3 protein-coding genes are annotated in these 20,984 nt (G+C 74.0%); 2 read left to right on the plus strand and 1 reads right to left on the minus strand.

The window, feature by feature from the left end; genetic code table 11:
* Positions 1 to 15,036 (plus strand): toxin glutamine deamidase domain-containing protein (locus IE316_RS34925; RefSeq protein ID WP_268257663.1); only part of this gene is annotated, 15,036 nt, incomplete at its 5' end.
* Positions 15,037 to 15,112: 76 nt separating this feature from the next.
* Here IE316_RS34925 and eccCa read toward each other — a convergent pair.
* Positions 15,113 to 19,054 carry a type VII secretion protein EccCa gene (gene eccCa, locus IE316_RS34930; RefSeq protein ID WP_190208597.1) on the minus strand — a complete coding sequence of 1,314 codons (3,942 nt, stop codon included), beginning with the start codon at positions 19,052 to 19,054 and terminating at the stop codon, positions 15,113 to 15,115.
* Between the two features lie 516 nt (positions 19,055 to 19,570).
* Here eccCa and eccD point away from each other — a divergent pair.
* Positions 19,571 to 20,971 (plus strand): type VII secretion integral membrane protein EccD, encoded by a 1,401-nt coding sequence (gene eccD, locus IE316_RS34935; RefSeq protein WP_190208598.1) that lies wholly within the window; start codon positions 19,571 to 19,573, stop codon positions 20,969 to 20,971.
* Positions 20,972 to 20,984: the final 13 nt, after the last annotated feature.

Genomic DNA, 20,984 nt, shown 5'->3' on the forward strand with positions numbered 1-20,984 from the left:
CACACCCCGCTTCTGCTCAACGACACCACCTGGGCCGGCACCCACACCCACACCGACTCCGGCACCACTGAGCTCCACACCACCACCAGCGACGTCACCGGCGCCCACACGGCCACCAACGGCAGCACCACCGGCACCCCCCGCCTTCACCCCACTGCTGGTCCGTCCCTGCCCACCACCGACTTCGGCGGCTCCACCACCAGTCCTCCTTCCACCACCGACTCCATCGCCCCGCTCACACCCCCGCCCGCCGACCCCGACGCCATCACCGTCATCGGCACCACCCGGCCCCCCTTCACCAGCCCCGTCACCACCACGCCGTTCACCCCGCCACCCACGCTCACCGAACCGACAGCCGGGTCCCCGATCCCCCCGCCCACCAGCGGCACCATCCCGACCACCACCCTCTTCACCGGCAACGGCACCCCCGTCACCGGAACCCACCAGGTTCCCGACACCGAGACCGTCGGAACCCTCGGCTCCCCCGACAGCGAACCCACCGGCCACCTCGCCCCGGCACCCCCCACCAGTACGGGCACAAGCACACGCACGGGGGCGGGCACCGGAACAGCCACCTCGACCCTCACCGGCCCCCCATCCCCCGCCACCCCCCACACCCCAGTTCCTCAGGGAGACACCACCTCCAGCGGCACCACCCCCAGGACGGCCGCCCCGGGACGCGGCGCCACCACGGCCGACGCACCCCCCGCCGACGCCCTCGCGGGTGAATCCCCCTCGGTCGATCCCCTTGCCCCGGTCGCACCCGAGGACGTCACCCTGCACGTCCGCAGAACCGCCGACGCCGGTGGCGACTGGACCCGTGACGTCACCCTCACCCTGCCGGTCACCGCCGAACCGCCGCTCACCGCGGAACAGTTCGCCCACGTCCAGCAGACCGTCCGCGAGCGGGTCGCGGCCCACTTCGACGCCGGCAGCCGGCTCCCCGCCTCGCAGGACCGCCTGCACACCGATGTCACCCTCGTGCCGGCCGCCCACAGCGCCCCTCACACCCCCACCGTCGTCACCGGTTCGACCCGGACCGGTGACACCGGACCGGACGTTCATCTCCTCCTGGGCCAAGCCGCCGTCTCCCCCGACAGTCCGCTCGCCCTCGCCCAGCAGCTCCTCCAGGGCGCCGGATTCGCCCACCCCGCCCCCCAGCGCGACGGCCAGAAGCCGGGCCTCGACCAGGTTCTGCCGCCGCCGGCCGAGACGCTCGCCGACATCGAGGCCGCCACCGACACCGTGCTGGACGCCCTTGACGACCTGGCCTCTGCGGCACCGGACCGGGCGACGGAAGCGATCCTGACCCAGTCGGGCGAGGTCCGGCTCCCGACGGAATCGTCCGCGGACACCGGCGTGCTGACGGCACTGTCCTCGCCGGGTGCCCTCGGCCAGGACACGCTCGGCCGGACAGCCCCGCCCCCGACCCCGGCGGACGCACCGGGCATCGCCGACGCCACCGCCCCGCCGTCCGCGCCGAGCGTGCTGACACAGCACGCCGATCCCCACCAGGACAGGGCCACCGAGCTTTCCCAGAACCTGGACACCGTACGACCGTACGGCGAGGCGCCGGGGCAGTTGCGCCGGAACGTCAACGCCCCTCAGCAAGCGAGACTGGAGCGGTCGTGGCCCCGTAACGAGGACGGCTCCTTCCAGCGCTTCCCCGATCCCCGCGGGCGGTTCTACGCACTGGCCGGTCCCGTCCGGGCGCTCAACCGCAGCCACGTCCGGAACTCCCTCGCGACCGACCTGGGCTCCGCAGAGTGGGTCCAGCGCCTGAACGGGCCGCGCACGGACAGCACCGAGTGGCTGGCCAACTGCATCGACGTGACCCGCAGCGTTCTGCTGTCCTGGCACGGCATTCCCACGGCGGCCGCGCCGGTCGTGGCGGGAGTCACCGAAAGCGACGGACCCCGCGCGACCGCCCGCTGGCTGGGCGCCCAATGGCGATCGCCGCAGTACGTCGACAACGGGCAGTCGCGGTCCGATCAGGCGTGGGCCTCGGTGGCCGAACGTCTCAGGAGGGGTGGTCACGGCTCGTCCGCCCTCGTGGTGTTCAACACGCCCAGGAGGTCGCAGACCGAGGGCGCCGCCTCCCACGCGGTCAACGCCGTCAATCACCACGGCCGTATCTACTGGATCGACGCGCAGCGCGGCCGGGTGAGCGAGCGACCCCTCTACCAGGCCGGCTTGTTCCAGTCCATCGAACTCGACCCGCAACTGCGCTGGCTGGAGCCGCCGGAGGCGCCCGGCCCGATGCCGGTCTCGACCGTGCTGAACAACGCCTCCTTCGCCACGCCCCGGGACCTGGCCCACGCGGCCGGATTGCAGGCGGCCGCGCACGGCGACCCCTTCGGGGCCGCTACCGGACCCGAGGCCGATCCGCTCGAACACGCGGACCGCTCCCTGTTCGAGAACTGGCGTACCCACTCCGCCGCGCACTGGTGGGTGCGCCGGTCCAAGGCCCTGGGCGCGGTGGACGACGCCGTGCGGACCCTGCTGGCGGACAGCGAGAAGGAGCCGGGGAACACCGATCTCGTCCGGCGGCAGTCGCGGGCCCTGCTGGCCGCGATCGACGCGTGGAAGTCCGCCAAGCGGGGCCGCAGCCGTCGGATGAGCGCCGTGGACCGGCTGACCGCCGGGGTCTCCGACGTGCTCGACCGGATCGAAGGGCGCACCCGGGACACCGTGGCCGCGCAGGCCGGTGCCCTCGCCCGGGCCCGGGCGGAGGAGCGCGAGGTGCTGGGCTGGCGGCTGCCCGGTTACCTGGCGAGTATGCGGGCCCGCGGTCGCGCCACCCTGCACGACGTCCCGGCCGGTGACGTGCACTGGCTCAGACAACGGATCGAGGTGAACACCGGCGGCCCCGCGACGGAGATCATCGAGGCGTTCGACAGCGATCCCGCGTCCTTCATCGGGCAGGGACGGCCGTTCCAGGTCAAGGGCCGCGGCGGCTGGTACGACGTCGTGGTGGCCGTCCGGCGCGACCCGACGGAGCCGCGGCCGAGGATCACCACCGTGCCGTCGGGAGACCTCGGCCCGGAGGACGTGACGCGGCACTTCACCCTGACCGAGAACGGTACGGGCGTCGCCGACCAGGTCTCCCGTACCCGGGGGCCGGTCCTGCGCGGCATGGGGACCGTGCTGGTGCCGACGCCCCAGCCCGGCCTGCTGGCGGGGGCATCCGCGAACGTCAACGTCGGATACGGCCTGGTCGGCCGGGCGGACACCAGGACCACGGGTCTCGTCGACGTCAACAAGGTCACGGGGCGGGACGGCAGCGTGGCCGTGCCCCGGCGTACCGAGCTGAGGGTGCGGATCAGCCGGGCCGGCGGTCCCGCGCGCACCTTCCGCGCCCAGAGCCGGGGCACCCTCCTCGTGCCGACCGGGGATCTGGTGCCGGACCCGCCGACGCCCTCGGAGCCGGCACCCGGGCCGACGACGGAGTTCACGCCGCTGACGCCCGAGCAGAGCCGGCGGGTCGCGGCGTCGCCCTCGATGAGCCCGGTGGCCACCGACCCGGGCAGCCCGTACCAGGGCGGCGGGGGCCTGTTCGACCTGATCGCCTCCCGCGTCCATCCGGCCGTCACCGCCGGGGGCAGCCCCGGTCGCCGCCTGGCGTTCAGCATGGCCACGGGCGACCACCTCACCCGCACCGTCCGCCGGATGCTCACCGGGCCCCTGCCGTCACAGGATCTGTCCAGCGCCGACGGCGGTACGAGGGCGTCCGTCCGGCTCACCGCGGAGATCACCTCGGTGCGGCCGCTCCCGCTGCGGCGCGCGGTCGGCGGGGTCACCGAGGACGGGCGGCCCAAGGGCAAGCAGCCGGTGCGGGGCGACGACGTACCGCAGGAGCCGCCCCCTCCCGGCGGGCAGCCGTCGAACCTGCTCAGGCCCCGGCAGAAGGCGGTGACCTCGCACACCACGACGACCTCCCGGTCCTCCGAGGTCGTCACCATGGCCGGTCCCGGTGTCGGTGTCGGGGCCGGCCCCGGGGGGCCGAAGGCGCGCCTCTTCCTCCAGCCGGGCCTGGAGTGGAGCGAGGCGGTGTCGGTCTCCACCACGCGCGCCCTCACCCTGAAGCACGGCGTGGACATCGGGGAGCACGAGGTCCTCTACCTGGCGCGGGTCCGCGTGCGTGCCGAGGGGACCGGCCCGCTGTCCCCGGCGCAGCGGCTGCACGGCGGCCGACCGCAGGACATCACCGTACTGTTGTGGTTCCGGCTCGCCACGGCGGAGGCGGTCGAACTGGAACTGCCACTGCCGCCGGGGGTCGAGGCGCCAGAGAAGCTGTTCGACGACCCCGGTTTCGTCCGCATCATGCCGGCCGGGCCCACCGGCTCGACCGTGAGCATGACCGGAGTCGACACCACCGCCCTGCTGAGGAACGTCGAGCAGATCTTCGCCTCGGACCGCAGGCTGCACGGGCTGCTTCCGCGCGAGGACGGTCGGCGCGCGCGTCTGACGGACCGTCAGGATTGGACGGTCAACGCGACCGACCACGCCAGGATGCGGCAGAACAGTTGCATCCTCACGACCGCGCTGTCACCCGCCTACCTGCAGACGCACAAGCAGCAGCTCCTCACCACGGGTGTCATCGCCCGCCTGGTGCGCAAGCACCTGGACGTCACCCAGACCGTCGTGGTCCGGGTCACGGGGCGGCTGGCCGAAGCCCCCGACTACCGGGGCGACCGCGCCGACCGCGACCTGGTCACCTCCGCGTCCGTCACCCAGTCGGCGGCTCACGGGCGCTCCACGACGACCGGCGCGCTGGTCGTACTGCGCGGCAGCGCCAAGCCGGTCCCCGGCCACCTCTATGTCACCGGTCTGGCGGGCGCCGTCGCCCAGTCCGCGCGCGGCAACCAGGCCGTGCTCACCATTGCGGGCGGTTACGAGAACCAGGGCAAGAGCCCGACCGCGGTCTGGGACGGTCATCTGGTCCTCGACGTGGAGATCACGTCCGTGGAACGCAAGCGCCTGTGGCGGCGTGCGGTACTTCCCGGCCGCCCCGGCCGGGACCAGCCACCAGTGGAAGTGATCGTTCCGCTGTCCGGCGGCACCGAGGAGAACCGCGGCCTGAGCGCGCCGATGCCGGTCCGGTTCTTCGCCCCCACCGGGTTCACCCTGCGTGAGGAAGCCACCGGGGCCACCGGGTCCGGGGACTTCGCCGGGCCCGCCCCCAGCGAGGGCTCTCCCGAGCCCACTGTGCTCGGTGACTTCCCCGAGCTCCTCCTCGAACCCGCCCCGCACGAAGACTTCACCGCGCGCCTGGGGAAGGCCGGGTTCGTCCTGCGCGAGGACGCCACCGGGTTCCGCGTGGTCGAAGCGTCCACCGGGCTCGAACCGGCCAGGAGACCCAAGCCGTTCGACGTACCGCCGGCGTTCGGGGTCAACTCCCTCTTCGACGAGCACTGGTGGAGCCCGGAGGGCCCGGAACTGCCCTCGTGGCTGGTACTGGACTCCCTGCGCACCGCCGCCCCCGAGGCCCTGCCGGACCTGGCGGGAGCGCTGCTGGTCGAGGCGTCCGGCGAGGACGACGCCGCGCTGACCACCCCGGGGCTGCTGCCCGCGGTCAGGGTCGAGGACACCTTCGGCCCCGAGGGAAGTACCGTCGGACTGCAGGTCGGCGGCGGCCAGGTGTGGACGCTGCGCGACCTGAGCTTCACCCGGCGGCTGGACTCGCTGTCCGGGGCGCTGGGAGCCAGGCTGCACGCCGTCTCCCCCCGTGTCGTCGGCATGGGCGAGGGTCCCGCCGTGGAGGCATCCGTCTCCGGCGGGCACTCCGCCTCCGGTGAACGCAGTTCCGTCTTCGCCACGGTGCTGGCGCTGCTGCTCCAGGGAGCGGGGAACACGTCGCCGGACGCCTGGGTCATGGCCGGTCCCGGCCTGTACCGGGCCCGGGCCGCCGGCGAGTCACGGTCCACGGCCGTCTCCGCCTCGCTCACCAGGACCGCCGTCTCCGAGCCGGGCGGCCGGATGTGGCTGGTGCAGGCCGACCTCGTGGTGGTCATGGCCGCCGAGGTCTCCGCGAAGCACAACCCGCCCCGCACGGTGGCCCGGGGACTGGAGCTGCCCGGTGCGGTGGTGGCGTGGGTCAGTGAGGAACAGGCCCGCCGCGCCGGTCTGGGTCCGGCGCTCGACGCGCACCTGGCGGCCGCCGAGACCCCCACCGGCTCGCTCGTCCCGCCCGCCCTGCCCCGGCCGGCGGTCGCGGACAGTGCGGACGGCAATCCCTTCCTGGCCGGCACCGGGCCGCTCGGACTGGGTCTCGTCCAGCACTTCCCGGCCCCGCGCCGCGTCCTGCCCCTGGTGCGGGAGAAGCTCGCGCACCTGACGGACCGCAACGTCGCGGACCTGCTGCTGCCCGACCGGGTGACGCGGGACCGGTACGGCAACACTCAGCGGCTGACGCAGGTGCTCGGCGCGCTCGGCGGTGTCTCCCTGCTGTCGGGAGCCATGGACGGCGGTGTCCCCGTGCCCCTGTACGACCGGTCGGGCCGGGTCGTCTTCGAAGCCCGGGTCGTCGTCACCCGGTCGCGGGGCGCCTACCTTGGGCCGTCGGGCAGCCGGCAGTCGATGATGTACACCACCTCGGCGAGCGCGGTGCGGAGCACCGGCCGCACGACGGTGTCGCGGCGGGCGGTCCCGGTGTTCGGTCTTCCCCTCGGTTATCCCGGCGAGCACGACGGCCCGCGCGGGGCGGTGGCCGGTGGCGTCCTCGCGTTCCCGACGGCGGCCACCGTCCTCGGCCAGGAGGAGAACCGGGACAGGACCGGCGGCGTCCTCGTCCTCACCCCCGCCCACGCGCCACGCGTCGACGTGCGGTTCCCGGTCACGGTGTCCCTGGAACTGCACCGTCCGGGCGGATCCGCCGGCCTCCCGCCCGGCACGCGGACGGAACCGGCCGCCGTCGTGGAACTGGCCACCCGGCCCACCCGGGGCGACGAGCGCGGCCTGGACTTCCGTATGCTCCGCTCGGACCTGCTGGCCCTGTCCCGGCTGAGTCCCGCGCGGCAGGCCCCGCCGCCGGTGGTCCTGCTGGGTGACGAGGCACCGTCACGCGACCGGTGGCGGTCGTCCGGCTCGCCCGTCCCTCCCGAGGCCCAGGTCAACACCTTCCAGGGCACCGAGCTGGTCCGGGGCGCACTCGCCGACCTGGTCCGGGCGCTGCGGGGAGCGTCGGGGTTCACCACGGTCGGGACGGCCGCGGCGACGACCCTGCGGGCGGCGCTGTCCACGGAGTGGCTGATCTCCGCGCTGCCCGCGCTCGCCGCCACGGGTGCCGACATGCCGGAGGCGTACGTCCCGAGACTGCTCACGGGAGAGGATCTGCGGTGGACGGCCGACGCCCGGCTCCGCCACGGCAGGGTGCTCGGGACGGGCGAGCGCATGGTCTTCGAGTTCGACGCGGACGCGCACCCGGACGTATGGCAGGAGGGCGCCTCCGGTGCCGTGCTGCGCTCCGCCGAGGCGACCGACCTGCACGCCGGCGGCGGCTGGACGCGCCAGCGGGCCACCGACGCGTACCAGGGGATCGTCCTCCCGGGTGCCGCGGTGCGGGAGCAGGCGCAGGTGGGCGAGAGCCGGTCGCCCGGCCTGGCGCGGAAGCGGCAGGTCCATCTGCCGTCGGTCCTGGTGGAGTTCACCGCGGACATCTTGCTGACCGCCGGACTGCACCACCGCGCGGGTTCCCGGTTGGGCCGGCGGGACGCCGGGGGCAGTGCGGAGGCGGCGCTGCCGCACCCGGTGGTGGTACGGATGTCCCTGCCGTCGGCCCGGCAACTGCTGGACGCGGGGCACCTCACGGACCCGCACGCCCTGCTGCCCGGTCCCGCCCCGTCCGCGCCCTGGCACTCCGAGGTGCTGCTGCGGCGGGTCACCTCTGCCGGGGGCGCCCTCGTCGGCGTGGCCTCGTTGGGTCCCGAGGAGTGGGAGCGCCGGCGGCCCGCGCTCGAACGGCTCGCCGAGGTGGGTACGTACACCACCGACGGCCCCGGCGTCGGCGAGCGCGCGGCCAGGCCGCTTCCGCTGGCGTCGAGTCCGCGCTTCTTCCTCGTGACCGGCCGCGCGGACGGCCGGCCCCAGGTGGCCGACCGGGACGGAACGCCGCGCGTGCTCGGACATGGTGACTACGACGGGTTCGTGAGGTCGCGCGCCGATCTGCTGAGGCTGCCCAGCGGTACGGTGCTCACCGTCGTCCGGCCCGGCTCCACCGGTGACGGCCCCGCCCCCGCCGACCCGGCCACCGTCCTGCCCGACCTGCGGGCCGACGAACTGCAGCGGCTCGCCAGCGGTACCGGACTGGTCGTCATGGACCCGGTGTGGGGCGTGAGCGACCCGTCGGCCGACACCGCCGGCGGTGAGCCGGTCCTGCGCCTGCGTCCCGCCCCGGACGGGAGTCCCGGACACTGGCGGCTCTTCTTCCCCGGTGCGGACGGCACCGGCTTCGTCCCGGGTGCCGAACCGGACACGTTCATGCCCTCGCCGGCCGCCGTCCCCGAGCTCTCGCCGGCCGTTGTCCCACCGTCGTCGGACAGCGTCCTGTCGGTGCTGTCCGGCCCGCCCGTGATGCGCGGCGCCCTGCCCGCCGGTCCCGGCATCGAGGACGCTCCCCTCCCTGCCGACACCTCCGGCACCGACGACGCCCCCCTCCCTGCCGACACCTCCGGCACCGACGACGCCCCCCTCCCTGCCGACACCTCCGGCACCGACGACGCCCCCCTCCCTGCCGACGACCCTCCCGTCTTTCCGGCGAGCCAGGCACCCGGCACGCCCGGCGCCACGGTCCTCGCCCTCCGCTGGGGCGTCTCCGCCGGCCTGCTCCGCGAACTGCGCGGCAGCGGCCTCGACCTCGCCGAGGTGCGGGCCCTGCGCCGCGAACTCGGCGTGGGCATCGGCGGCGACACCACCCGGTTCCTGCAGTGGCTGGACGTCGTCGGTCGCGTCCCCGCCGACCTCACCCGCCTCGCCGCGCGGCACGGCACCGACGCCGTCACCCTGTACCGGCTCGCCTCCGCCATCATGGCCACCCCGGAGCACATGGACCGGATCATGGACGCGGAACCCCAGGTGAGCCCCGACCGGTGGCCCGACCGCCTCGCGCTCTACGTGCCCGCCGAACTGCGCACGGACCACCGGGAACTCGGCTGGCTGACGGCGATCGCCGACCGGCACGAGATGCCCGTCCACACACTGCCCGACCTGGCTGGCCTGCTGCGCGAGGCGGGTCTGCCGGTGGGGACGTCCGCCGACGACCACACCGTGACCTCGCTGGCCGCGCGCGCGGCCCGCCGCCCGGTGCCGCTGCCCCTGCCCCATCGCGCCACGGGCATACGGGTGTCGGACATCCGTACGGGCCATTACGCCACGGAATGGCGGGTCTCCCGCGAGCGGCTGGCCGTCCTCCCCGACCCCTTGTGGTGGGACCTCCCGCGCGTGGATTCCCTCCGCCGGATCCTGGACGTCGGCCCGGGACTGGACACCCTCCACCTGCTGGACTGGATCGAGGCCATCGGGCGGGTCCCCTCCGACCTGCCGGAGCTGGCCCGGACGTACGGTTTCGAGCCCTCCGTGCTCTACCGCGTCTCCTGGACGGTCATGGCCGATCCACGGCATCTGCTGGCGGCCGTGGCCCGGGACGAGGGCGGTGTCATGGACCGGTTGCGCACCGAACCGCACCTCCTGGCCACCGAACTGCGCGGCGGTTACGTCGACGCCGGTGACTACCGCGGACGCGCGTGGCTGCCGGCCCTCGCCGACGCACACCGGCTGACGTTCACCCAGCTCGTGCGTCTGGTGCCCCTGCTGAGCGCCGCCGGGGTCCGTCCGGGCACCGAGCCGGCCGACCCTGCCGTGGCCGAGCGGGTCGACGAGGTGACGGACCGGCACGACCGGTCGTCCGACCTGGAGACCCGGCTCGGCCGGATGGCGGCCCTGCGGGCACAGCCCTGGCTCGACGCCGAGGCCCTGCACGGCCTCCACCGGTACCTCGGGATCGCCGGCGGGGAGGACACCGCGCGGTTCCTCCGGTGGATCGACGCCATCGGCCGCGTACCCACCGAACTCACCGCACCGGCTCCGGCACCCGGACTCGATGCCCTGGACCTGTACCGTCTCGCCGTCATCGTGCCGGCCGACCCGCGGCACCTGCTCGGCGTCCTGGCCCAGGACCCGCTCGGCGGCACGCCGGACTCGTGGACGGGTGTCCTGGAGCAGGTCGTCGCGGACCTGCGCGGCGGCGACTACCTGACCCGCGACGACCTCGCGGGGCGGGCCTGGCTCATCGCGCTCGCCGCGCACCACCGGTTGAGCCTCGCCGATCTCAGGCAGCTCGTGCCCCGGCTGCGCGACGAGGGCGTTCCCCCGCGTACGGCTCCCGACGACCCGCGTGTGACCGGCCTGGTGAACCGGACCGCGAACCGGCCGCCGGCGTATGCGAGCGGGCGCCCGCCGTCGTACACGGAGAACCCTCCTCCGTATCCCGTCGGGGAGCGGACGCCGCCCGGGGCCGCCGGGGGCGGTCACCGCTGGTATCCGCCCGCCCTCGCCGCCGCCTGGTCCCTGTTGGAGGGCGAGGTCCGCTCCTTGGTGCAGCAACCGTGGTTCGACGCCCAGCGCGTGCACGACCTGCGCACCCGGCTCGGCATCAGCGACCCGTACGACATGCGACGACTGCTGAGGTGGCTGGGCGCCATCGGCCGGATCCCCACCGACCTGGCCGGTCTGGCCCCGTCGCTCCGGCTCGGCGAGGCCGAGATGTACCGGTTGTCCAGCGTCGCACTGGCCGACCCGCTGCACCTGTCCCGGATCATGGCGCTGCGGCCGGAGCGGTCCTTCGCGCGATGGGAGGCCGTCCTGCGCGCAACGGTCGACGCACTGCACGGCGACGGCGCGATCCCCGACGACACCTTGCGGGCCCGGCTGTTCGAGCTGGCCGCCCACTTCGGGCTGGACGTCACCCAGCTCAGGCGGGTGGCGCACCTGCTCAGGCAGCGGCGGATCCCGTACCGCACCGGCTTCGACAGCCCGGCCCTGATCGAGGTGGTCAACGAGGTCGGACGGAGACGCCCGACCGGCAGCCGGATGCCGGATTCCGCCCGGCACTCCGCCGGCACCCGCCTCCCCGACACCGTCCGGCCGTCTGCCGACCCCGTCCCCTTCGACGCATGGTCGCACCGCCGCGCCGGCGCGCCCGTCGCCACCCTCCGCACCGAGATCTTCGACCCGCGCTACCGGTACGCCGTGGACGCGCCGACCATGACCCGCAACGATGTCACGGCACTCCGTCGGCGCGTGCGGCCCGCCGCCGAACTCCGCGTCCGCCCGCGGCTGTTCGATCCGTCCGAGCGGTTGCTGCCCGGCAGGGCCACCTGCATCCGGGCCCGCATCCGCCGGATCCAGGCCACCGACGGCCGCTGGGTCCGCGATGTCACCGTTCCGCTGCCCGTCGCCATCCGGTCCGGTACCGACCTGACCGCCGAGCATCTGCAACAGCGCATCAACCGCCTGCTCGACACCTATGTCAACACCGGTTACGTCCTTCCCCTCTCGGGCGACCAGCTCCACGTCCACGTCGCCGTCACCTCCGCCCCGGACCACGAGGCCATCACCGTCACCACCGGCCCCGACCCCGACCGCTCCGACCAGTTCCAGTTCCACCTGCACTCCGGCGGCGACCCCGAGCTGACCGCGTACGACGACAACGTGCTGCTCCACGAGGTCCTGCACTACGTCGGTGTCACCGACCGCTACCAGGACCCCCTCGCGCTCTTCCGCCGTCGCCCCGACCAGGCCGACACCGGCGGCGTCATGGCCGATGTCACCACCCCGGCCGCGGCCCACCGGTTCCCCACGCGATACCTGACCCAGATCGAGACCGCCACCACCTCCGGCCCGGTCCTGCGCGACCACCCGCTGGCCGCCGACGCCGGCCTCCCCGCGGTCGACCTGTCCACCGTGGGCGGCGACGGACCGCCCCCGTTCCAGCAGGCCGCCGCGCCACCGGCCGCGCACCTCGCCACCTCGTGGGGCGTCTCCCGGCAACTGGCGGAACGGGTCACCCGCAACACCTGGTTCGACCAGGCCACCGCCGACCGCGTCCGCGACGAACTCGGGGCCCTCGACGGCCCGGCGGGCGAGCGCCTGCTGCGCTGGATGGACGCCATCGGCCGCATTCCCACGGACCTCGGCGCCCTCGCCCGCCCACGCCGTCTCTCCCCCGCCGGGCTGTTCCGCATCGCCTCGTCGGTGATGGCCGACCCCCGCCATCTCCTCACGGTCGCGGCCGGGGACGGCAGCCTCGACAGACTCCGGACGGACGCCCGGGCGGTGGCCGACTCCGTGCGGGGCGATTACGTACCCGAACACGACTCTCGCGCACGCGCCTGGCTGATCCAGCTCGCCGCCCATCACCACCTGACCTTCCCCCAGCTCGCCACCCTGGTGCCCCGGCTGCACCGCGGCGGCATCCCGCCCCTCACCCACCTGGACGACCCGGACCTCACCGACATGGTGGCCCAGACAGTCGCCGAGGTGCCGGAGGCCGACGACCGGGACGACACTCCGGACGGCCCCCGACCTGGGTACGACCTGTCCACGCTCGGCGGTGACGCCGTCCCCGCCGGCCGCGCGGGACCCGGTCCGGAAGCGTCCGTGCGCCCCTCCACGGTCGACCGCGCCGGCCCGCCCCCGGCCGGTGACGGCAGACCCGACGCCGCGCGGCTCACACCGGCCGCGCACCTCGCCGACTCGTGGCACGTCCCCTTGGACGTGGCGGAACACCTCACCCGTCAGCCCTGGTTCGACCGGGGCCGGGCGGACGCCCTCCGCAACGAGGTCGAGGTCCCCGGCGGCTCGGACTCACTGCGCCTGCTGCTCTGGCTGGACGCCATCGGCCGCATACCCACGGACCTGACCTCCCTCGCGAGGCGGTACGGACTCGCCCCCGGCCACCTGTACCTCGGCGCGCGGCTCGTGATGGCCGACCCCGAGCATCTGCTGACGGTCGCGGCCGGCGACGGCAGCCTCGAACGGGCGTTCGGCAACCCGGTGGGGACGGCCGAGGCGGTGCGCGAACACTACGTCGGGGAGAGCGATCTGCGCGCACGTGCCTGGCTGATCGCCCTGGCCGCGCACCACCGACTGACCCTCACCCAGCTCGAAAGCCTGGTGCCTCGGCTGCACGCCCGCGGAATCCGGCCCCTCACCCCCCTCGACCACCCGGTACTGACCGAGATGGCGGCGCAGGAGAAGGAGGAACTCCCGCCGTACACCCCGCCCGCCGGTGCCGACGCCACCGGTACCGGCGAACCCCTTGTCGACCTGTCCACTCTCGACGGCGGACACCTGCCGCTCATCGGGTCGGCCGATGTGACACCGGCCGCGCACCTCGCCACCTCGTGGGGCGTCTCCCGGGAACTGGCGGAACGGGTCACCCGCAGCACCTGGTTCGACCAGGCCGCCGCCGACCGCGTCCGCGACGAACTCGGGGCCCTCGACGGCCCGGCGGGCGAGCGCCTGCTGCGCTGGATGGACGCCATCGACCGCGTCCCCACGGACTTGGCGGCCCAGGCACGGGAACACGGTCTGTCCGTCGGCGCGTTGTACTCCGTCGCCTCGTCGGCGATGGCCGACCCCCGCCATCTGCTGGTGTGGGGCGAGGCCATCGGCGGCGTACCGACGGATCTGGAGGACCTCGCGCGAGAGCACGGCCTCTCCCCCCACGACTTGTACTTCATCGCTTCGTCGATGATGGCCCACCCCCGTCGTCTGCTGACGGTCGCGGCCAGGGACGGCAGCCTCAGCACGCTGCAGACGGGCACGCAGGAAGCGGCCGACCGGGTACGGGGTGACTACGTCCAGCGGAGCGACCGTCGCGCACGCGCGTGGCTGATCGAACTGGCCGCTCACCACGGGCTGACCCTCGCCCAGCTCGAAGTCCTGGTGGGCCGGCTGCACGAGCGCCGGATGCCGCCGCTCACCGCGCTCGACGACCCGGCGCTGACCGCGATGGCGGCCCAGGTGTCCGGCCGGACGCCGGAGGCCGGCGCCTCAGAGGACACCACGCCCGCGTACGACCTCAGCACGCTCAGCGGTGCCGTCGGCCGGCCGGACGGCCACGACCTCGTCGCCCCGGCCGGTACGGCAGCCACCGGCCGGGCACCCGAGCCCGCCCCGGCCGGCCCGTCGATGCCCCGCCGCAAGCCCGTCCCCGGCCCGGCGGTCCGCTCCCAGCAGCCCGTGCCGGGCCCGGCGACGCCCCACCGCAGACCCGTCCCCGACCCGGCGGTGCCCCGCCGCAAGCCCGTGCCGGGCCCGGCAGCACTCTCCCGTAGACCCGTCCCCGACCCGTCGGCACCTCGCCGCAAGCCGGTACCGGTGCCCGCGCCGGTGGCGACCGTCGCCCCGCCGGTCGGCTTCCGGCGTACCGGTCCGCTCGGTGCCGAGGTGCACGGCACCGCCCTCACCCTGCACGAACCGGTGGACACGGAGGGCGGGTTCACCACCGCGCTCCTGCACGCGGTGCGGGTCGCCGCGCCCCGGGCGGTCCCCGGGGCGGACACGCCCGGTGCCTTCCTCGCCTGGGCGGCGGCACGGGTGACCGCGGACGACCTCGCGGACAGCCCCCCGCCGGCCCTGGCACCGCCGGCCGGTATCCCGGTACGCCTGCTCCTCGACGCTGGGGTGAGCCTGACTCCGGCACACCGCACACAGGCCGTACTGCTGGGCGACGTACTGCCCGTCGCCGATCTCCCGCTCTCTCCCGTGGAGCGGGCCAGGCTCTTGCTGCTCGCTCCCTCCTATGCGTCGGAGGAGCACTTCTCGCTGTTCCTGGCCGCCCTGACGGCACGGCTGCTGGGCATCCGGATCACCGTGGTGGACCGGACGGGGAACGTCCACCTGTTCGGCCGTACCGGCGCGGAGCCGGAGGACGACGGCCCCGGTGCCGTGGTGGTGGACGACGGGCAGACCCCTCTGTTCGGCGTCCCCGTTCCCAAGGGGTCCCCCGGGCCGCGGCGCGCCGACCGCTCCTGAACCGGGAGGACGGCCTCTCAGCAGGCGGAGAGGCCGTCCTCAGCGCACACCAGGGCGCCGAGCCCCTGTCTGCGGTTCAGTCCCGGCTCTCGGCACCGGGACCGTCCACCCACGCCGTCTGGATCTCGACGGTCTTGCGCCGGGCGATGCGCCGGCCCCGCCCGGCCGCGAGGTTGCGGCCCTTGACGTTGCCGAAGACATAACCCTCGCTGGGCGGGCAGGACAGCAGGACGCCGGGGGTGTTCGCCTCCTGGAGCCGGCGCAGCAGCGGGTCGTTCAGACCGCGCGCGGATCCCGCCGCCGCCCGGGCGACGATCAGGTGCACCCCGAGTTCCCAGCCCATCGCCACATGATCGAGCAGGGGGGCGAAGGGCTGGTTCATCGGGCTGCCGCCGATCAGGTCGTAGTCGTCGACGAGGACGAACAGCCGCGGCCCCTTCCACCAGTCGCACGACCGCATCCGCGAGGGCGCGATCTCGGGGCCGGGGAGCCGGGTCCTCACCGCCCGGCCCACGCCGTCGATCAGCTCCTTGAGCGAGTCCATGGAGATCGCGTGCCCGAGCCGGTACGCGTCGGGCACCGCCTCCACCAGGGTGCGGCGGAAGTCGACGACCATCAGCCGGGCCTCCTCCGGTGTGTACCGCTCCATCACGGCCTTCGCCACCAGGCGCAGCAGGTTGGTCTTGCCGCTCTCGGTGTCACCGACCACGATCATGTGCGGGTTCTCGGCGAAGTCGTGCCAGACCGGAGCCAGCCGGGTCTCCTCCACACCGACCGGTACCCGGAAGTCGCCCTGCGGGGACGGGAGTTCGGTGACCGGCAGGGTGGTGGGCAGGGTGCGCAGCCGTGGGGCGGAGGGCCCCTGCCAGCTCTCCCGTACGGCGGTGACGAGTGACGCCACGCCTTCGGCCAGGTCGTCCGCGTCCTCCACACCGTCGATCCGCGGGAGCGCGGTGAGGTAGTGCATCTTGTCCTTCGTCAGGCCGCGGCCGGGCATCTCGGGTACGGTGGCCGCCCGCCGGACGTCGATGTTCGAGTCCATGGCGTCGCCCATGCGCAGTTCCAGTTGGGTGCCCGCCTGGTCGCGGACCGCGGAGGACAGCTCGACCCAGCGGGCCGTGGTGACGACGAGGTGGATGCCGTAGTTCAGTCCTCGGGTCGCCAGGGCGTTGATCTCCGGGACCTGGCGGTCGTAGTCCTGCCGCACGGTGGACCAGCCGTCGATCACCAGGAAGACGTCTCCGAACGGCTGGTCGGCGTAGTCGCCGTCCGCGCGGCGCCTGCGGTAGGTGGCCATGTTGTCGATGCCGTGGTTCAGGAAGAACCGTTCCCGCTCCTCCAGCAGGGTGCCGACCTCGGCCAGGACCCGGTTCACCCGCTCCGCGTCCAGCCGGGAGGCGACCCCCGATACATGCGGCAGTCCGTCCAGGCCCGCCAGGGTGCCGCCGCCGAAGTCCAGGCAGTAGAACTGCACCTCACGGGGGGTGTGGGTGAGGGCGAGCGCACACATCAGAGTCCGTACCAGCGTGCTCTTGCCGCTCTGCGCGCCGCCGGCGATCGCCACATGGCCGCCGGCCGCCGAGAGGTCGACCATCAGCAGGTCGCGCATCTGCTCGAAGGGACGGTCCACCACGCCCACCGGCACGGCCAACTGGCCGCGTCCGGGCCAGTCCGTGGCGGTCAGGCCGTACCGCTCGTCCGTGGTGAGCGGCGGGAGGATCTGGTCGAGCGTGGTGGGCAGGTCCAGGGGCGGGAGCCAGACCTGGTGGGCCGGGGGGCCGGAGTCGCGCAGCCGCTCCACGGCGACCGCCAGCAGGGACGGCCCGTTCTCGTCGGTCCGCTCCTCCTCGGGGCCGTCCGTCCCGCCGGCCGGCTCCCTGGGGACGATCCACTCCGCCGACCAGGGCACTACCTGGCTGACCGCTCGCGCCTGGTTGACCGCGCCGCGCCGGCGCACGTAGGGGCCGGAGGAGTACGCGGCGCGGAACCGGGTCAGCAGGTCGACGCCGGTCTTCAGGTACCCGCTGCCGGGCTCCGACGGCAACTGGTAGGCGTCGGGGACGCCCAGCACGCCACGGCTCTCCATGGCGGAGAAGGTGCGCAGGCCGATGCGGTAGGACAGGTGGCTCTCCAGTTGGTGCATCCGGCCCTCGTCCAGCCGCTGGGAGGCCAGCAGCAGATGCACCCCGAGGCTGCGGCCGAGCCGGCCGATCATCACGAAGAGGTCCATGAAGTCCCGCTGCGCCGCGAGCAGTTCGCTGAACTCGTCGACGACGATGAACAGGCTCGGCAGCGGTTCGAGAGGCGCTCCCGCAGCGCGCGCCTTCTCGTATTCGAGGGCCGAGGTGTAGTTGCCCGCGGACCGCAGCAGTTCCTGGCGGCGGATCAGCTCGCCGTGCAGCGCGTCCTGCATCCGTCCCACCAGCGCCGTCTCGTCGGCCAGGTTGGTGATGACGGCCGAGGTGTGCGGCAGTTCGTCCAGGCCCAGGAAGGTGGCGCCGCCCTTGAAGTCGACCAGGACGAAGTTGAGCGTCTCGGAGGAATGGGTGAGCGCGAGCGCCAGCACCAGGGTGCGCAGCAGCTCGCTCTTCCCGGAACCCGTCGCACCGATCAGCATGCCGTGCGGACCGCTGCCGCCCTGCGCGGATTCCTTGATGTCCAGCTCCACCGGGGAGCCGTCCGCCCCGACCGCGATCGGCACCCGCAGCCGCCCCGGGCCGGTGTGGCGCGTCCACAGGTCGGCGGGCACATGGTGGTGCAGGTCGGCGATGCCCAGGAGGGACGTCAGCTCCAGGGTGGTGGCGAGCGGCTGGGCCGTGTCGGCGCCCGGTCCCATGCTCATCCGGTGCGGGGCCAGTTGCCGGGCCAGCGCTCCGGCCGAGTGGGGACCGAGGGCGTCCGGCGTGCCCAGGTGGGTCGACTGTTCCTTGCGGTCCCGGTCGGTACGGACCAGGGACAGCGACCGCTCCGCCACCTCCAGGCGCAGGGTGACGCGTCCGGGCCGCCAGGACAGCGCCCCGTCGACGTCCAGGACCACGGTGTTGCGCAGCCCCGCCCCGTCCAGCCGGTGCCCCTCCGGCACGGTGACACCGTCCAGCACGATCACCGTGTACGGCTCCTCGCGTCCGACCGGCGCGTCCGGCGCGAACGGGGGGCGTTCCCAGAACTCCGCGCCCAGCAGTCCTTCCAGTGCGTTGAACTCCGAGACGATCAGCCGGGCCGGGCCGGCGCCGTCGGTCTCCTGCGGGTGCAGGCCGTGCGGCAGCCACTTGACCCAGTCCCATTCCGCGCGCCGTTCGTCCCCGACGCACAGCACGATCCATACGTCGTCCGGTGCGTGGAAGACCGCGAGCTGGGCCAGCAGCGCGCGCACGAGGGCACGCTTCTGTTCGGGTTCGCCGCGGAACAGCACGCGGGCCCAGGCGCGCAGATAGACGGCGATGGGCTGCCGGGGAATCGTGGAGTAGGCGCGGATGAAGCTGCGCAGGGCATGGGCGCTCAGCGGCTCCAGGTCCTCCACGGGCTGGGTGGACAGGGGGTTGAGCCGGAGGTTCAGTTTCTGGTCGCCCACCGCCACCCGGACCTCGGCGAAGTCCGGGTCGCCCGGCCGGCGTTCCCACAGCCGGCTGGTGCCCACCAGCGACCACAGCACATCGGGGCGGGGGTGCTGCCAGGCCAGCGCCTTCTGCTGGGCGACGACGGCACCCCGTACCTTCTGGCGTATCTGGCTCAGGTACCGCAGGTAGTCGCGCCGTTCGCCTTTCAGACGCTGCTTGCGCTCGCTGGCCCGGCGCATGAACTGGCCGATGATCATGGCGGCGGAGCCGAGGATCATCAGGCCCATGGCCAGGTAGAAGAAGGCTCCGCCCGTGCCGCCGCCCATGCCCGGCCGCATGAACATCAGCATCATGGACACCGACATCATGGCCATGGGGAGGTAGTTCCAGACGGCGGAGCTGTCGGGCACCGATTCCGGCAGCGTGGGCGGCTCCTGAAGGCTGAGCTCGCCTTCGGGCATGTCCGGGCCCCGGCGTCGGGCGGGCCTGCGGAACAGGACGACACTCAACGAACAGTCTCCTCAATGAGATGAACACGGCTGACCGCACCGCCGGGAAGGCGGTGTTCCCGGTGGTGTGCGCACACGGCCCGGGACATGCCGGGGCCTCGCGCCTCTGTGCCTGCGGGCCGGGGCGGCGCGGGCGTGCCCGCCCACCCCGCGCACCGGCCCGGGTGGTGGCGCCGTGCGCCGGGCCGTCCCGGCCACCGGGTCGCCAAGGGCGGGTTCTCGGTCCTAAGATCTTTTCGGCGGCGACCCCGCGTGCGTTTCCCTCCGGCCGTTCGTGCCCGCGCACATGGTGTCCGCCCTCTTCGCCTCTCGTACCTTTCCGTTCTCCTTCGCGCGTCCTCGAAATGCGCAACGTCCACTTGCGGCATCCCGTTCACCGGGCCCCGCCCCGGACGTCTCCCGTTCCGCACGCGTGCGGATCGTCGCGGCGCGGACCTCACCGCGCCCTCACGGAAAGCGAGCCCTCGCATGACCGACAACGCCCTGTCCGGGCTGTGCCGCCTGACCGTGCGCGCCCCCGACAAGACGGTGGACCTGTCCGTGCCCGCCGACATCCCGGTGGCCGACCTGCTGCCCGCCCTGCTGGCCTACGCGGGCGACGGGCTGGCCGAGGCCGGTGTCGACCACGACGGCTGGGTCCTGCAGCGCCTCGGCGGCAAGCCCCTGGACCACGAGGCCACCCTGGAGGCCCAGCACGCGCGGGACGGTGAGGTGCTGTATCTGCGCCCGCACGCCGAGGCGCTGCCCGAGGTGCACCTGGACGACCTGGTGGACGGCATCTACACCACCATGAGGGACCGGCCCTTCGGCTGGACGCCCGTCGTCGGCAAGCGGGTGCTGCTCACCGCCGGCGCGCTCTGCCAGCTTCTCGCGCTGACCGTCCTCGGCCTCTCGGACACCTCCGGTACGGTCACCGCGCTGGCTGCCGGCGCCTTCGCGCTGCTCACCCTGGGCGGGGCGGCCGCGGCCAGTCGCGCCATCGGCGACGCCGGGGCGGGCACCGCCCTCGGGGCGATGGTGCCCGCCTATCTCGCCGTGGCGGGCTGGGTGCTGCCCGGAGGGGACCTGACCGGACCCGGCCTGCACGAGGTGCTGGGCGCCCGTCTGCTCGCGGCCTGCGCCTCGGCCGCCGCGGGAGCGGTACTGGCGGTCGCCGCCGTCGCCGCGTTCGCCACCGTGTTCCTCGCCCTGTGCGCGGTGGCCGTGGCGGGGGCCGCCGCCGGTGTGCTGCTGCTCGTCGCCGACATGCCTCCCGAGCACGCGTCCGGTCTGCTCGCCGTCACCGCCGTGGTCTTCGGCGCCTTCGTGCCGTCCCTGTCCTTCCGGCTGGCCGGTCTGCGGATGCCCCCGATCCCGACCAACGCCGAGGAACTCCAGGAGGGCATCGAACCGCACGCGCCGAGCGTCGTCGCCGAACGCTCCGTGCTGGCCGACGGCTGGATGACGGGCCTGTACGCCGCCGCCGGCACGATCTGCGCCGCCTGCGTGGCCGGGCTCTCGGTGCGCCCGACCCTGGCCCAGAACGTCACGACCGCCGTACTGTCGCTGCTTCTGCTGCTGCACGCCCGCGTGCTCGGCAACACCCTGCAGCGGCTGTCGCTCACGGCGCCGGGGGTGCTCGGTGCCGTGTCCCTGGTCCGTACGGCCTTCCTGGGGGCCACGCCCGGTCAGCAGTTGCTGCTGGTCGCCGCGCTCCTGGCGGTCACCGCGGTCCTGACCGTCGCCTCCTGGACGGTGCCGGGCAACCGCCTCGTCCCCTACTGGGGCCGGGCCGCGGAGCTGGCCCACTCGGCGGCGGCCATCGCCCTGCTGCCGCTCGCGCTGTGGGTGCTCGGCGTCTACGGGGCGTTGCGCGCGCTCGCCGCCTGACCGGAGCTGACGG

This window comes from Streptomyces fumanus (assembly GCF_014655295.1).
In the GTDB taxonomy this organism is placed as follows: Bacteria; Actinomycetota; Actinomycetes; order Streptomycetales; family Streptomycetaceae; genus Streptomyces; species Streptomyces fumanus.

Excerpts from the sequence above, each read along its gene's own strand:
- eccCa (WP_190208597.1), bottom strand. The coding sequence starts at position 19,054 with ATGCCCGAAGGCGAGCTCAGCCTTCAGGAGCCGCCCACGCTGCCGGAA.
- eccD (WP_190208598.1), top strand. The coding sequence starts at position 19,571 with ATGACCGACAACGCCCTGTCCGGGCTGTGCCGCCTGACCGTGCGCGCC.